Here is a 15,016-nt window from a genome sequence, read left to right as displayed (position 1 = left end):
CCCTGTCGGCCGTGGGACACGATCGCTAGGCTGGCCGCGGACGACGAACCGGGAGGAGCACGGACGTGGCCGAGACCACCACCCAGCAGCGCCCGCTCACAGGCTGGGACAAGCCGGAGCTTGACCTCACAGACGCACAGTGGCAGTCCAGCAGCCGAGGGCGGGGGGATGTCCAGATCGCCTTCGTGGAGGGCTTCATCGCCATGCGCAACAGTGCCCGCCCGGAGAGCCCCTCGCTGATCTTCACGCCCGCCGAGTGGGGCGCGTTCGTGTCGGGAGCGCGGGAAGGGGAGTTCGACCTCACCTGAGGACGGGGCGACCGTTCCGGACGGCCGGGACCCGACGGCCGATCCGGGGGTGTTCCGTCCGCGTTTCCGGACACGCGACCGGAGGCGTCTCCCCGGAGCCACCGCCTGAGTCAGGCTGGCCCCGGAGGGGACGGCCGGAGCCCCGGAGGTGAGGAACCCATGAGCACCCTGCCCGTCGTCGCGGCGGTCGACGGTTCGGACGACAGCCTGCGTGCCCTGGAGTGGGCCGTCGACACCGCCCGCCGGCGCGCGTTGCCCCTGCGTGTGGTGCATGTCCGCCAGTACGCGCACTGGGCACAGCGGTCCCATGTGCTCGCCGCCCTGCACGCGGACCCGCAGGACGACCCCGTTCTCGAGCGGGTCCGCGCCCACCTGGAGGGGCGCGCCGACCAGTCGGACACGGAGTACGTCGGCCTGGAGGGCGCGGCCGGCGCGGTTCTGCCCGGACTGGGAGCCACGGCCCGGCTGCTGGTCCTCGGATCCCGGGGCCGCGGCGGTTTCGCCGGTCTGCTGCTCGGCTCCACCGGCATGGCCGCCGCCCGCGACGCCGAGTGCCCCGTCGTCGTGGTGCCCCGGCCCGGACGCGAGGCCGACGGCGAGACGCCGGGAGGTCCCTTCTCGCGCGTGGTCGTCGGCCTGAAGGTGGACGGCCCCGACGAGGCCACACTCGAGTTCGCCTTCGCCGAAGCCGCCCGGCGCGGTGCCCGGCTCCAGGCGGTCGCCGCCTATCCCTGGCCCGCGCAACCCTGGATGATGCCCGGGGACATGCCCCCGCCGATCGTCGACCAGGACGTCATCGAGGACGAGACCCGGGTCCTCGCCGAGGGCTTTCTCGCCCCGTACCGCGAGCGGCACCCCGAGGTGAGGATCGAGCCGCTCCCATCGGCGGGCGACGCGGCGGGGCACCTCGTCGCGGCCTCCCGGGACGCCGACCTCGTGGTCGTCGGCCGCCACCGGCGGCGTCTGCTCTCGCCCGTCCGCATGATGGGCTCGGTCACCCACGCCGTCCTGCTGCACGCCGTGAGCCCGGTCGCCGTCGTGCCACCGTCGCCCCCGGAGGACTGACCCGGCCGTAATGGATACGGTCGGGCCTATCATTAACCGCATGCGGGAACCGATCAGCAGAGACGCCCGGCTCGCCCTGGACCTGGCCCTCACCATCCGCCACGACGGCAACGGCGGAGTCGTCGACGACCTGACCGACCCAGCCGATCTGACCGCCTGGGTCCGGGCCCACCAAGAAGCCCTGGCGGCCGATGCTCGCGGCCGAGCCGACGACCGAGGCGCGGCTGTACGGCCCCTTGACGGTGACCGTCGCGCCGCGGGTACGGACGCCCAGGGCACGGGGCCGCAGCCCGGCGACGGCGACCGTCGCGCTGTCGGATTCACCGCCGACGCCGCGCAGCTGTCCGCCGCCGAGCAGCTCACCGCCGTCCGCGCGCTGCGGGCCGCCGTCCGCGCGCTCTTCGCCCGGGCCGTGCGCCCCGGCGAGCCGAGCCCCGCGGACGCGGCCCGGCTCATGCCCCTGCCGGAAGCGGTGCGGCACCTGAACGAGGCGGCCGCCCGCACTCCCACCGTGCCGGTTCTCGACTGGCCCGAGGGCGCCACCCCGATCGTCCACCGAACGCCCGCCGGCGCCGGTGACGACCTGACCGCGACCCTCGCCCACGCCGTGATCGCGTTCCTGGCGAGCCCCGAGCGCGACCGGCTGCGGGCCTGCCACGCGCCGCGCTGCGTGCGGTACTTCCTCAAGGAGCACCCCCGCCAGGAGTGGTGCAAGCCCTCCTGCGGCAACCGCGCCCGCGTGGCACGCCACCACCAGCGGCACAAGGCGACGACCTAGACCGGCGAAGCCCCGCCCGAGTGGTCCGGCACCACTCCCGGGCACAGGGGCGACGACCCGGCCACCGGTCCGCCGCCCGCCCCGCACTGCGCAGGCCGGGGCACGTACCATGGGCGACATGTCGTTCCTCCGCCGCCGCAGCGCCACTCCCGCCGGGCCCGACTTCGACGTACTGGCCATGGACCCGGGCGACTGGCCCGGCAACCTCGGTGCGGGACTGCTGCCCGCGCCCGACGGCACCTGCCAGGGCGTCTTCCTGCGCTACGACCTGTTCGGCGGCCGCGGCCCCGCGATGATCATCGGCAATCTGCCGGAGGGCTCTCCGGCCCGTGAGGTCCCCGAGGGGGACATCCCCTTCGAGGTGGCCCAGCTGCTGCTGGCCCTGGAGAACGACGAGGAGGTCACCGTCGTCAGTACCGAGGACGCGCCGGTGATGCAGGGCGACAACCTTCTGATCGTGCGCCGCGTCAAGCTCTCCGAGAGCCGGATCTCCTGCGTGCAGTTCGACCGCAGCGACAACGTCCTCGTGACCATCGCCGCCTGGGACCGTCCCATCACGGACGACCTCTACGCCCTCCTCAAACCGCTGCCCGCGGAACTCTTCCAGCAGGGCTGAGCCGAACCGCGGCGCACGAAGGGGCCCTGGACACCTGACCAGGTGTCCAGGGCCCCTTCGTCCCCGTCAGCGAGTGCCGACCGCCGCGCGCACGGCGCGCCGGGCCAACTGGCAGTCGTCGTGCAGCCGCCGCAGCAGCAGCCGCTGCTCCTCGCCGGTCGGCGCAGCGCCCGGGTGGCCCATGCCCGGTGCCGCCGGGGCCGGATCGTGCATCGAGCGTTGCACGGCCGTCTCGTAGGTCCGGATCTCACGGGTCAGCACCAGCATCAGGTTCACCAGGAAGGCATCCCTGGACGCCGGCCCCGCCGACTGCGCGATCTGGCTGATCTGACGACGGGCGACCGGTGCGTCCCCGAGCACCGACCACAGGGTCGCCAGGTCGTATCCCGGCAGATACCAGCCCGCGTGCTCCCAGTCCACCAGCACTGGACCGGCCGGTGACAGGAGCATGTTCGACAGCAGCGCGTCGCCGTGGCAGAACTGGCCCATGCCCTGCCGCCCGGAGGCCTGTGCGATCCCGTGCAGCAGTTTCTGCAGGTCGCCCAGGTCCCGGTCGGTGAGCAGGCCCAGCTCGTGGTACCGGGAGATCCGGGTTGCGTAGTCGAGCGGGGCGTCGAACGTACCCGCGGGCGGCCGCCAGGCGTTCAGCCGGCAGATCGCGCCGAGTGCCGCTCTGATGTCCGCGCGGGGCGGTGCCTCCGCCGGGTGCCGCTGGAGCGCCGCCACCCGGCCCGGCATCCGCTCGATCACCAGCGTGCAGTTGTCCGGGTCCGCCGCGATCAGTCTCGGCGCCCGCACGGGCGGGCGGTGCCGGACGAACGAGCGGTATGCCGCTATCTCGTGGCGGATCCGCTCCGACCAGGCGGGCGAGTGGTCCAGTAAACACTTGGCGACAGCCGTGCTGCGACCGGTCGTGCCGACCAGGAGCACGGACCGTCCGTTGCGGCGCAGCACCTGCACCGGGGCGAACTCCGGGCAGATGCGGTGCACGGACGCGATCGCCGTGCGCAGCTGCGCGCCCTGGGGGCCGGACAAGTCGAGTCTCCCGCTGAGCGGTTGGGTGCCGAGGACCGCGCCGCGCCGAGCCCTGCCCGCACCGAGCACGGGGGCCGCCGCCCGCGCGGGGGCGAGGTAGGGGCCGCTGTCCGTGGGACGCGGGTGCAGCGACCGGGGCGGTGCGGACACGGAGGACGATGCTGCGTACATGGGCGAGACAGATCCCTTCGTGTGCCTGCGACGACAGCGCACCAGCCGGCCCGGATGCCCGGGAGAACCCTGGGGAGTGTCCCTGGCGACCGGGTCGGGGTGGCGCGTTCCTACCTGACACCGGATGGCCGGTGGCACACCATCTGGCGCACCCTGGCGAACCCTGGCGAATAGTCGCCCGGCAAGTCTCCCCGGGCTACTGTCAACTCAGCCGAGAACCTGGGGGCTTGACGTGAGCGGACAACCCAACACCCGGCTCGCGGACCTGTTCGGCCTGGCCGGCTGGTCCAAGGGCGAACTCGCGAGGCTGGTCAACCGACAGGCGGCGGCCATGGGCCACCCCCAGCTGTCGACCGACACCTCCCGGGTGCGGCGGTGGATCGACACGGGAGAGATCCCGCGCGATCCGGTGCCGCGGGTGCTGGCGGTTCTGTTCACCGAGCGTCTCGGCCGTGTCGTGACCATCGAGGACCTCGGTCTGGTCCGGCACGGGCGTGCGGGGAAACGGCAGGGCGGCGGGAGCGAGGACGCTCCCGACGGCGTGCCGTGGGCGCCCGAGCGGACGGCTGCGGTCCTCACCGAATTCACGGGAATGGACCTCATGCTCAACCGACGCGGCTTGGTGGGCGCGGGCGCCGCGCTCGCCGCGGGATCCGCACTCAGCAGCGCCATGTACGACTGGCTGCACACCGACCCTTCCCTGGCTGCCGACGCCCCCGACCTCGACCATCCCCTGCACGCCGACCCCGCTGGGTTCGACCGCTACGAGGCCGCCCCCATCGGGTCGCAGGAGATCGAGGAACTGGAGCGCTCGGTCGAGGTGTTCCGCGCCTGGGACGCGGCCCGCGGCGGCGGGCTCCAGCGCAAGGCCGTGGTGGGTCAGCTCAACGAGGTGGGCGGCATGCTCGCCTACCGTCACCCACCCCATCTCCAGCGGCGCCTGTGGGGCGTCGCCGCCAACCTGGCCGTCCTCGCGGGCTGGATGTCGCACGACGTCGGTCTGGAGCCCACGGCCCAGAAGTACTTCGTCATCGCCGCGCACGCGGCGAGAGAGGGCGGGGACCGGCCCCGCGCGGGTGAGGCACTGTCCCGGGCGGCCCGTCAGATGGTGCACCTGGGCAGGCCGGACGACGCCCTGCACCTGATGAAGCTCGCCACGTCCGGTTCCGGTGACGAGGTGCTGCCCCGCACCCGGGCGATGCTCTACACCGTCGAGGCCTGGGCACAGGCCTCGATGGGCAAGGGCCAGGCGATGCGCCGCACTCTCGGGCGGGCGGAGGACCTGTTCGTCTCGGACAAGGCCGATGTCCCGCCGCCGGACTGGATGCAGACCTTCAAGGAGGAGGACCTGTACGGCATGCAGGCCCTGGCCTACCGCACGCTCGCCGAGTTCGAACCGGGCGCGGCGGCGCATGCCCAGCACTATGCGGATAAGGCCCTCGCCCTGCGCGTCGACGGCCGGCAGCGGTCGAAGATCTTCGACTACCTGTCGATGGCGTCGGCCTGCTTCATCGCGGACGACCCCGAACAGGCCGACCGGTACGCGCGGCTGGCCCTGGTGTCGATGGGGTCCAATTCCTCCCATCGCACGTGGGACCGGCTGCGTCAGATGTACCGGCTCACGGCCGAGTACTCCGGCTACCCGAGGATCGAGGAGCTGCGGGAGGAGATCAAGCTCGCCCTGCCGAGGACGAAGGGCAGGGGTGCCCACCACGCACAGGCCTGAGCTTCCTAAGACGTCACCTTGGCCATGAGCACGCAGGCGTTGTCCTCGCGAGCGCCCTCGCCGAACTCCTGGAGCACGGTCCGTACGCAGTCCTGCGCGGTGCGGTTCCCGGCCAGGCGGGGTGCCAGACCGAGGAGCAGCTGTGCGGCCGCCGATCCCGTGTGCCCGGGCACCAGCCCGTCGGTGTGCAGGAGCAGCAGGTCACCCGCCTCGAGCGTCTCTTCGGCCTGCCCGTAGACGGCGCCCGAGGTGGCGCCGAGCAGGACGCCGTCGGGTGCGTTCAGCACGCGTCCCGTCCCGTCGCGGAACAGCAGCGGGGCGGGGTGTCCGGCCTGCGCCCATACCAGGGTCCGGGTCGCCGGCCGGTAGCGGCAGCAGACGGCGCTGCCCAGGGCGGGTTGCACGGTGGCGTCGAGTAACTGGTTCAGCCAGGCCATCAACTGCCCCGGTAGTGCGCCGGCCATCGCCATACCGCGTACGGCACCGAGCAGCATCGTCATGTTCGACGTGACGCCGACGCCCTGGCCGGTGAGATCGCCGACGCTGAGGAGTGTTTCGCCGCCGGTCAGTTCGAGTGCGTCGTACCAGTCGCCGCCGATGAGTGTGTTCGTGGAGGCCGGCAGGTGGTGGGAGGCGAGGTCGAGGGTTCCCGGGCCCCTGTGCGGGAGCCGCAGGGAGCCGCGCCACTGCGGCAGCACGGCCTCCTGCAGCTCGGCCGCGAGCCGCTGCTCGCTCCGCGCGGCCTCCTGCCGGTGGTGGAGCGAGTCACGGGTCTCGCTCACCGCCCGCTGGCTGCGGCGCAGTTCGCTGACGTCACGCAGCACGGCCCACATCGAGGCGGTGCTGCCGTCGGCGTCGAGCACCGGTTCGCCCATCATGTGGACGGTCCGTACGTCACCGCCCCGGCGGGCGATGCGGAACTCGCCGTCGATGGGCCTCGCGTCGACGAGGCAGTCGGTGACCATCGCCGTCAGCTTCGGCCGGTCCTCGTCCACCACGAGCGACGGCAGCTCGTCGAGAGTGAGCGGGGGAGCGGCCGGGTCGCGGCCCAGGATCCGGTAGAGCTCGCCGGACCAACTGGCCTCGTCCGTCAAAAGGTTCCACTCGGCGCTGCCGACCCGGCTGAGCAGTGAGCCCGGCGCGGATGCGTCGGGGGCCGGGTCCGCCGCCGTGGGCAGGGGGCCGTCCCGCAACTGGGCCAGGTGCTCGTCGAGGTCGTTGAGCTGGTGCAGGGCCAGGTCGTACAGGGCGCGTTGCCAGCGCTCGCGCGGGTGGTCCGCTCCTTCCCCCTCGGCGTCGCGGCGCACCGCGTCCACGTCGCCCTTGAGCCGCCGCGTCTGCGATATGAGCGCTTCGACCGAGCCGCGGCGGGGCGGCGGGGCGGCTGGGCGGTCCGCGGAGAGGTGGGACGGCATGACGCACTCCGATGCGGGGACGGTACGACCAAGGCGGACGGAGGGACCGTTACGACTGTTGCACAGCCCGCGACGCCCTGTAAGGGATTCGACGACACACGATACGGTGGTGCTTCTGGCATATGTCACAGTCTCACGGAGTTACTCCGAGGTAGGTGTGGAGTGTGCCATCCGGAGATCCAAGTCGTAGATTACACACGGCATTTGACGGCCCGTCGGGACGTCGGCGCGAGGCTGCTTCGGGTGTTCGACGGCCCTGTGTTCGAGCATGGCGAGCAGGCGCCTGGAACTCGCCGGTGTGCCGGTAGGGTCCGTTTCATGATCGCCCTCGACACGCTTGTTCGACTCTGTCCACCGCCCGCTGGGTCACCACCTCCGGTGGATTGGGCACGAGCCGAGAGCGACCTCGGTACGGCTCTGCCCACCGACTACAAGCAGCTCGTCGAGATCTACGGCGACGGCATCTTCGACGAGACGATCTGGCTGCTCGCCCCCGGCTCCGCCCACGACGACTGCGACCTGCACGCACAGACGACGGAACGAGAGGAGATCCTGGCCGGCCTGTGGGAGTTCGAGGACAAGCCGGCCGGCCTGCGGGAGGCGGGGGCGAGGGTCCTGCCGTGGGCGTTCGAGGAGGGCACGGGAGCGTTCCTGTACTGGCTGGCGCGGCCCGGGCAGTCCCCCGACGACTGGACCGTGCTGTACAACGAGGGGCGCGGCCCCCTGTGGGAGCACCACGACATGGGGTGTCTCGCGTTTCTCCTGGCGGTGCTCACCGGAACAGCGGAGACGGAGTACTTCGGCGGCCTCCACGACAGGCTGAAGCCGACGGAGCACCGTTTCGCGACGGCCGACCAGGCCCTCGGAGCGGCCGGGCGGTGATGCCGTCGCCGTGGATCTCGACGACGTCTCGGTCAGTACCGCAGCACCCCGGCCAGGCCCGCCGCCTCACCGAGTGTGCCGTCCGGTACGAAGCGGACGTCGGCCCCGGTCTCCAGGCACTGCTCGACGATCTCGTCCACGATGTCCTCGCGGGAGTCGAGGTCGCCGGTCTCGGCGAGGATCAGATGATCCCCGGCGTCGCGGACCGTCACCCGGTAGTTCTCCTCGACGGCCAGCAGCCGGACGCGGCCGTCCCGGGCGCTCTGCCACAGTTCGTCGACACCGGCTGCGAACTCCCGTCGTCCACGGGCCGTTTCGAGGGCGCGGGTCACGGCGTCCGTGCTCCTGCGGGCCTCCGCCTCGACCACCGGCCGTACGGCCTGCCACACGACCTCCGGGGTTCCGTGCGCGAGCCCGCCGTGCGGGATGTGCACCGCGCTCCGGGCGGTGCCGCCGACCTCGTCCAGCAGGGAGAGGGCGGCCGGCTCGCCGGTGACGTACAGCCGCCTCGGATGGTCGCGCAGCACGGCACTCATCGCCGTGTCGGCCTCGCGGAGGAACTGGCGCGTGCGTTCCTCCCGGAAGGCGCTCGGGGTGTCGCCGATCCGCTGCTGCCGCTCCGGGTCGAAGTTCTCCACGCGCCGGGTCAGCGGGAAGCCGCCGAGACGGGCCGCGGCGACCCGGTCGACGCCGCCGTTCCACAGCGTGGCGCGGTCGGCGGCGAGCGAGAGGACCCAGAAAGGCCGCCCGGCCGTCTGCGCGGAGACGAGGTTGCGGGTGAGGAAGGTGTCGGAGAGCACCACGCGCTCGGGTACGGATCTGGCCAGCGACCACACCTGGTGTTCACCCGGAGCGGCGAAGATCGCCAGGCCGTCCTCGGCGTGTGTCAGGTCGACCTCGGTCAGAGCCCGGTCGAGGTGCCCGGCGACCTCGGTGCGTCGCTCGCGGGTGACGGCCGGATCGGCCTCCAGCTGCCGCTTGGCCTCGGCGACCACGTTGCGCAGCCGGACCTGGTCCTGGGTGTTGTAAGGGTCGCGCCGATGGGTCGGCGTCAGTACGGAGACCGCGGGGTAGGGCCGCGGGCGCCGCAGCTCGGCAAGGGTCGCGGGACTCAGAACGCTCTCCATGACAGAACGATAGAGCGAATTCACGACGAGGGCATTTGGGGCAGTCGATCTCATTCGTCGTCGCGGTCGGAGCCGCAGGAGCTGCCGTCCGGCGGGAGCGTCCCGTACAGCAGGAAGGCGTCGACCTTGTTGTGCACGCACTTGGAGGAGCCGTAGCCGGTGTGGCCCTCGCCCCGGTTGTCGAGCACCACGGCCGACGATCCGAGCCGCCTCGCCGTCTCCACCGTCCAGCGGTACGGCGTGGCCGGGTCGCCCCGGGTGCCGACGAGCAGCATCCTCGGCGTCGCGACGTCCTTGACGTCGTCGCGGATGTAGTCGGTGCCCTTGGGGCGGCCGTAGCACATCAGCACCTCGGTGAGCCGGTACCGTCCGAACACCGGTGACGCCTGTTCGTAGCGGGCGCGCAGCCGGCCGAGGTCCTCGGTGACCCGCGCGGCGGCGGGACGGTCCGGGTCGTCCGCGCAGTTGACCGCCATCAGCGCCGCCGGCAGGTTGTCGAGGGGGATGTCCGCCGGATCGGTGAGTCCGGCGTGCGGGGCGCGCCGCAGCGGCAGGGTGAAGCCCCCGGACAGGAACGCCTCCAGGCCGCGTGTGTCGCCGTCCTCCAGCAACTGGCCGACGGCCCTTTGCAGCGACGGCCACAGCTCCCTGCTGTAGAGGCCCTGCGCGAGGGCACCCGCGAAGTCCTGACCGGTGAACGCCTCACCGAAGTCGGTCGGCAGCGGGTCCTTGTCGAGCGACTCGACCACCTCTACAACGTGTTCCCGGGCTGCTCGTGGATCTCGTCCGAACGGACACGCGATGTCCTCGGTGCACCAGGTCAGGAAACTCTCCAGCGCGGTCTGCTGCCCCCGGGCGCTCGCCACGCCCTGGTCGGCCAGCGGTTCGGTCAGGGTGTCGACGCCGTCCAGCACCATCCTGCCGACCTTGTCGGGGTACTGGGCCGCGTACACCGCGCCGAGCCGGCTCCCGTAGGAGAAGCCCAGGTAGTTGAGCTTGTCGTCGCCGAGCGCGTCGCGCATGACGTCCAGGTCGCGGGCGGCGTCGACCGTGCCGATGTGGGGCAGGACCGGGCCCGAGTGCTCGGTACACTCGGCCGCCGCCGCGCGCAGCTCTTCGAGCACGGCCCCGGGATCGGCCGCGGTGTCGCCGTCCGTCGCGTCCAGGGCGTTGTCCGAGGCGTTTCCGCAGCTGACCGGCGAGGAACGGCCCACTCCGCGAGGGTCGAAGGAGACGACGTCGTAGCCGTTCGTCAGGCCCATGAAGTCCTTGCCGCCCATGGCCAGTTGGGCCACCCCCTGGCCGCCGGGGCCGCCGAAGTTCAGCAGGACCGACCCCCGGGACCCGCCCGTGGCCCGGTAGCGGGCCACGGCGAGGTCGAGGGTGCCCTTGCCGGGCTTGGCGTAGTCGAGCGGGACGGTGACCTTCCCGCACTGGAGGTCCTTCGGCATGTCCATGCCCTCGCACCCGGACCACGCGACCTTCTGGTCGTAGAAGCGCGACAGGCCGGGCGGAGGGCCGTCGGCGGCCGGCAGTGCCGTGCCCAGCAGGGCGAGCCCGGCCGTGCCGGTAACCGCGCAGCGCCGTATCGAGGGGCGCGTGGACAGCTTGGCCAGCATCGATGCCTCCAGGGACGCGGGGCGACCCGCAGCGGACCGGGACGCCCTCGCTCACCATAGGCGCGCCCCGCAGGCCTCGCCTCCGGGCGGGCGGGGCCACGCGGCGGGCCCCGCCCCGCGAGGCCTGCCCCCGTACGGGGCAGGAACGGAGCCGTTATACGAAGCTCTTTACCGCTAGTTCGACAACCGGCCCGCTCGATGGAGTGAAAGGCCGATAAGCCATAACTCGGACCGGGCGCCCGGCGTTCTCCCCGGTGCGGGCGAGTGCCCGCGATGATGTCTGGAAGGCAGGGGTCCATGCGAAGGATGACCCGAAACGGAGTGATCGCCGTCGCCGCCGCCTCGGGCGCGATGGCGGTGACCGTCCCCGCGTACGCCGGTTCCGGTGCGGACGGCTCGGCGGCCGGTTCACCGGGGGTGGTCTCGGGCAACACCGTCCAGCTGCCGGTGCACGTCCCGGTGAACGTGTGCGGGAACACCGTGAACGTGGTGGGGCTCCTGAACCCCGCCGCCGCCAACAGCTGCGCGAACCGGGACGAGGGGCGGGGCGGCCGGCCGGGCGGCTCCGGCGGCGCGGTCGCCGAGGGCAGCGCAAAGGACTCACCTGGAGTGATCTCCGGCAACGGCGTGCAGCTGCCGGTCGACCTCCCCGTCAACGTCACGGGCAACTCGGTCGACGTGGTGGGCATCGGCAACGCGGTGACCGGCAACGAGTCCTCGAACACCCCGGGCGAGCACCGCCCGGTCCGTCCCCAGCATCCGCCGAAGCCGGTGCCGAAGCCGGTCCCGAAGCCGACTCCGCCGCCCCGGCCGAACCCGGCCCCCGAACCGTCTCCGCGCACCGTCCCGCACGCCAGGGGCGCCTTGGCCCACACAGGCACGGACCATGCCCTCCAGGCCGTCGCGGCGAGCGCCGCACTGGTCGCCGGGGGAGTGGTGCTGCGACGGAGGTTCCGTCCGGGGGCGGACGGCTGACCCGCACGGGTCACACGGCCTCCGCCACCGCCGTGAGCAGCACCATCCCCGAATCGCCGTGGCCCGGCAGGGCCGGGTCCATGTCGATGTGGGTCACGTCCAGCTCCCGGGTCAGGGGCGCGAAGACCTCCGTGACGGTGGCCGGGTTCACCGGACAGCCCGGCCAGCGGGAGGCCGGCCCGATGCGGTACGTCGGCATGTCCTCCATGAAGGCGGCGACCAGGCGGCCGCCCGGCCGGGCCGTACGGACGAAGGTGCGGCAGAAGTCGGCGAACTCGGCGAAGTCCTCCGTCGCGCCCTCGGCGACGAAGTGCATGGAGGCGAGTTCGTAGGTCCCCCGGGGCAGGGACCGGACATCGGCGTGGACGACGTTGACCGGCGCCAGTGCCCCGGCCAGGGTGGCCGGCACCTCGGGGTTGAGCTCCCGACACAGCGCGTGGAACGGGAGCCAGCTCGCGTCGGGACGGTGACAGATCTGGTCTGTGAGGTAGGCGACATTGCTCGCTCCCGCCTCGACGGCGTCGATCCCGCGGCTCGCGGCGGACGCGAGCATCAGCGGGTAGAGGTTGGGCCCCGCCCCGAACTCCACCGAGCGGGCGATGCCGCCCGGCGGAAGGTGCCGGTAGTAGGCGCTGTGGTGCGCGATGACCGCAGCGTCCCAGGGGTGCACCTCGCGGTAGTTCTCCGCGAGGTAGTCGGCGACCGGCCAGCGGTCCCAGTCCACGTCGTCGTTGTGCGTCGTCATGGCCGGCCAGTCCTTCAGCCGCAGGAGGGAAGCGTGCGGACGGAGACCGGGTCACAGGCCTGGTCTTACGTCTGGGTTCAGTTGAAATCGATCATAAGTTCGTCAGGGCGGCCCTGCATCTCGGGTGGCCGCCCACCGGGCCGGGTGCGTCCAGGTCTTCAGGCGCGGCCAAGGTGGAACCTGACGTGCAACTCCCTCACTCGGCCGCTCAGCTCGGGTACCGGGCCGTCCACGGTTACATGGGGTGCCACCTCGCGCACGGGAAGTGGCCGGACCGGCGGCGCGGGGGCACCCAGCTCGCTCAGCCAGGAGCCGAGTTGGTCGGACGAGGCGACGTGGACGATCCGGCCGAGGCCGACCCAGGCATGGGCGGCCGCACACATCGGGCAGTGCTCGCCGGAGGTGTAGACCGTGGCGGCCGCCCGTTCCCCGGGCGTGAGGTGCGCCGCCGACCAGCGGGCCGGCTCGAACTCGGGGTGCCGGGTGCGGTCGCCCGAGGCCACCCGGTTGTGGTCCTCGCCGAGGACGGTGCCGTCACCGCCCACGAGGACCGAACCGAACGGTTCGTCCCCCGCCTCCAGGGCTTCGGCCGCGAGTTCCACGCAGTGGCGCAGATACGGCAGTTCCGTGTCCTGCACGACCATGGGACCGGCCCTTCGCGAGACGACGTGATCACCAGGACCTCATGGCGCCTGTGCACACGAGGAAAAGAGCGGGGCTGCGGGCCGGTGGGGCGGCCGCTGCGCCGCAAAATCCTTTGCCTTCCGGCCCCATGCCTGCTGAGGTCTGCTCATGAATCATGCGGAGCTGCTCGCCCTCTTCGACCACGACCTACGCGCGGGGGCCCGGCCGGACGGTCCCGGTGCCCGGGTCGAGCGGACCGGCGGTGTCGTCCGTCAGGTCGCCTCCGCGGGGGGCTGGAACGGCATCGTGTGGTCCGCTCTCGACGAGGCCGGGGCGGACGCGGCCATCACCGGGCAGATCCGTCACTACACCGGGCTCGGTCTCGACTTCGAGTGGAAGCTGTACGGACACGACGGGCCGGCCGACCTCGGGCGGCGGCTGCGCGCGGCCGGGTTCACACCCGAGGCCGAGGAGACGCTGATGATCGGCGAGGTCGGCGCTCTCGACCTCGACAGCGAACTGCCCGAGGGTGTGCGCGTCGTGCCGGTCACCGACCCGGCGGGCGTCGATCGCGTGGCCGACGTCCATGAGAAGGCGTTCGGCGCGGACAGCTCCTGGCTGCGACAGCAGCTCCTCGCCCGGCTGTCGGCCGACCCGGACACCGTCGTCGCCGTCGTGGCTCTGGCCGGCGACCAGCCGGTGAGCGCGGCCCGCATGGAACTCGTGCCCGGCACCCCCTTCGCAGGCCTGTGGGGCGGCGGCACCGTCCCGGGCTGGCGCGGCCGGGGCATCTACCGCTCCCTGGTCGCCCATCGCGCCCGGGCCGCCGCTGCCCGCGGCTACCGCTACCTGCAGGTCGACGCCTCCAGTGACAGCCGGCCGATCCTGGAACGGCTCGGTTTCGCGGCGCTGACGACCACGACGCCGTACGTGTACACGACCTAGCCGTACGCGCACAGATCCCGACCGAGCCCGGCGGCATGTCACCTGCGCGTCCGTCCGCTGCGTCGCACTGTCATGACGACGAACGGCAAGAGCCGGCCACCGGGGCCCGACGGTTCGTCGTGGAGTCGGCGGCCTTCGGGTAGGGCCACGGCGACCACGGCGACCGCGCGCTCACCGAGGACTGCCCCTTCGGCCGCCCGGCAGCACACCGCGCCGCGAACGGCACCTCGCGGCCATGCGGACCAAGGAGCGACTCGCCTGTGAGGCGCGGGCGCTGGAGGGCGTCGCACGAACTCTCCGGCGGCAGCGGGGCGGGCGTGAACGGGCCGGTCCTGGGCGTGGACCGGCCTTCGGTTCCTTCCGGTCGGTGCTACGGCCTGGGCGTGGCCTTCGCCGCCGTTCCGGCGCACACCAGCCCCAGGATCACGGCCAGTGCACCGATGATGATGTTGTTCCACACGACACCGGCGTCGGGGCTCTCGCCGACGACCCACGGCGAGATGATCATCCACACCCCGAGGGCGCACATGGCCCAGCTCAGGCCGTACATGCGCTCCGGAGCGCGAGTGAAGCCGAGCGCCAGCAGGCCGATCGCGATGCCCATGATCAGGTTGTGGGTCACGAGTGCCGGCTGGCTGGTCGTGTAGTGGACTATCCACGGGGAGGCGGCGCAGTACAGACCGAGCAGGAACACCGGTCCGTCCACGAGCGCCACATCGCGGCCGCCGAGCACGCGGGCGTAGCGGTCCCGCATCTCGGAGGCGTCGGGGTGGGTGCTGATGTCACCTCTGGTGGGCGAGACGTTGGCCATGACTCGTCTCCTTCATGGTGCAGGGCGACCGCGTCTGGAAGGGTGTGCGGTAAACGCCGCGTAAGCGTCATTCTGCTCTTATTTCCCCTTTATGTGTAGGCCTCGAGGGAGGGCGCGGAATCTACCCCGCGGTACATGTACGGACGGATCGGGGGCATCCGGATGCGTACGACA

The 15,016-nt window shown here is 72.2% G+C and carries 15 protein-coding genes; 8 read left to right on the top strand and 7 right to left on the bottom strand.

The window, feature by feature from the left end; genetic code table 11:
• Positions 1-65: 65 nt before the first annotated feature.
• The 4 genes from ABTX60_RS28370 (at position 66) to ABTX60_RS28355 (ending at position 2,767) form a co-directional block, all read left to right on the top strand.
• Positions 66-308, top strand: a complete 243-nt coding sequence (locus ABTX60_RS28370; RefSeq protein ID WP_104786506.1) for a DUF397 domain-containing protein — start codon at positions 66-68, stop codon at positions 306-308.
• 159 nt (positions 309-467) lie between these two features.
• Complete coding sequence (locus ABTX60_RS28365; protein WP_352099850.1) at positions 468-1,373, top strand: universal stress protein; 906 nt, start codon at positions 468-470, stop codon at positions 1,371-1,373.
• Positions 1,374-1,413: 40 nt separating this feature from the next.
• Positions 1,414-2,151 carry a CGNR zinc finger domain-containing protein gene (locus ABTX60_RS28360; protein ID WP_352099849.1) on the top strand — a complete coding sequence of 246 codons (738 nt, stop codon included), beginning with the start codon at positions 1,414-1,416 and terminating at the stop codon, positions 2,149-2,151.
• A 118-nt stretch (positions 2,152-2,269) separates the two neighbouring features.
• A complete protein-coding gene (locus tag ABTX60_RS28355; protein ID WP_352099848.1) occupies positions 2,270-2,767 on the top strand; it encodes a glycosyltransferase family protein in 498 nt (165 codons plus the stop codon).
• Between the two features lie 66 nt (positions 2,768-2,833).
• Here the strand turns inward: ABTX60_RS28355 and ABTX60_RS28350 are convergent, their stop codons facing one another.
• A complete protein-coding gene (locus tag ABTX60_RS28350; RefSeq protein ID WP_352099846.1) occupies positions 2,834-3,973 on the bottom strand; it encodes an aminoglycoside phosphotransferase family protein in 1,140 nt (379 codons plus the stop codon).
• Positions 3,974-4,205: 232 nt separating this feature from the next.
• Between ABTX60_RS28350 and ABTX60_RS28345 the strand changes: the two genes are divergently transcribed.
• Complete coding sequence (locus tag ABTX60_RS28345; protein ID WP_352099845.1) at positions 4,206-5,699, top strand: DNA-binding protein NsdB; 1,494 nt, start codon at positions 4,206-4,208, stop codon at positions 5,697-5,699.
• 5 nt (positions 5,700-5,704) lie between these two features.
• Here ABTX60_RS28345 and ABTX60_RS28340 read toward each other — a convergent pair whose 3' ends face one another.
• The gene (locus ABTX60_RS28340; protein ID WP_352099844.1) at positions 5,705-7,114 is read right to left on the bottom strand and encodes a PP2C family protein-serine/threonine phosphatase; all 1,410 of its coding nucleotides are present in this window, start codon (positions 7,112-7,114) and stop codon (positions 5,705-5,707) included.
• Positions 7,115-7,492: 378 nt separating this feature from the next.
• On the opposite strand from ABTX60_RS28340, the gene ABTX60_RS28335 reads away from it, so the two are divergent.
• Positions 7,493-7,996: an SMI1/KNR4 family protein gene (locus tag ABTX60_RS28335; protein ID WP_352099843.1), complete on the top strand. Its 504-nt coding sequence runs from the start codon at positions 7,493-7,495 to the stop codon at positions 7,994-7,996.
• 32 nt (positions 7,997-8,028) lie between these two features.
• Here the strand turns inward: ABTX60_RS28335 and ABTX60_RS28330 are convergent, their stop codons facing one another.
• Both ABTX60_RS28330 and ABTX60_RS28325 read right to left on the bottom strand, forming a co-directional pair.
• Complete coding sequence (locus ABTX60_RS28330) at positions 8,029-9,123, bottom strand: baeRF3 domain-containing protein (RefSeq protein WP_352099842.1); 1,095 nt, start codon at positions 9,121-9,123, stop codon at positions 8,029-8,031.
• A 50-nt stretch (positions 9,124-9,173) separates the two neighbouring features.
• A complete protein-coding gene (locus ABTX60_RS28325) occupies positions 9,174-10,742 on the bottom strand; it encodes an alpha/beta fold hydrolase (RefSeq protein ID WP_352099841.1) in 1,569 nt (522 codons plus the stop codon).
• Positions 10,743-11,039: 297 nt separating this feature from the next.
• On the opposite strand from ABTX60_RS28325, the gene ABTX60_RS28320 reads away from it, so the two are divergent.
• Positions 11,040-11,717 carry a chaplin gene (locus ABTX60_RS28320; protein WP_352099840.1) on the top strand — a complete coding sequence of 226 codons (678 nt, stop codon included), beginning with the start codon at positions 11,040-11,042 and terminating at the stop codon, positions 11,715-11,717.
• A gap of 10 nt (positions 11,718-11,727) precedes the next feature.
• On the opposite strand, the gene ABTX60_RS28315 is transcribed toward ABTX60_RS28320, so the two are convergent.
• Complete coding sequence (locus ABTX60_RS28315; protein ID WP_352099839.1) at positions 11,728-12,462, bottom strand: class I SAM-dependent methyltransferase; 735 nt, start codon at positions 12,460-12,462, stop codon at positions 11,728-11,730.
• Positions 12,463-12,620: 158 nt separating this feature from the next.
• Positions 12,621-13,106, bottom strand: a complete 486-nt coding sequence (locus ABTX60_RS28310; RefSeq protein WP_352099838.1) for a nucleoside deaminase — start codon at positions 13,104-13,106, stop codon at positions 12,621-12,623.
• 148 nt (positions 13,107-13,254) lie between these two features.
• On the opposite strand from ABTX60_RS28310, the gene ABTX60_RS28305 reads away from it, so the two are divergent.
• A complete protein-coding gene (locus ABTX60_RS28305; RefSeq protein ID WP_352099837.1) occupies positions 13,255-14,031 on the top strand; it encodes a GNAT family N-acetyltransferase in 777 nt (258 codons plus the stop codon).
• 370 nt (positions 14,032-14,401) lie between these two features.
• On the opposite strand, the gene ABTX60_RS28300 is transcribed toward ABTX60_RS28305, so the two are convergent.
• A complete protein-coding gene (locus ABTX60_RS28300; RefSeq protein ID WP_352099836.1) occupies positions 14,402-14,842 on the bottom strand; it encodes an SPW repeat protein in 441 nt (146 codons plus the stop codon).
• Between the last annotated feature and the right edge of the window lie 174 nt (positions 14,843-15,016).

This window comes from Streptomyces sp. NPDC126510 (genome assembly GCF_040302345.1).
GTDB lineage: Bacteria > Actinomycetota > Actinomycetes > Streptomycetales > Streptomycetaceae > Streptomyces.
This window is presented reverse-complemented; position numbering and strand designations above follow the sequence as displayed.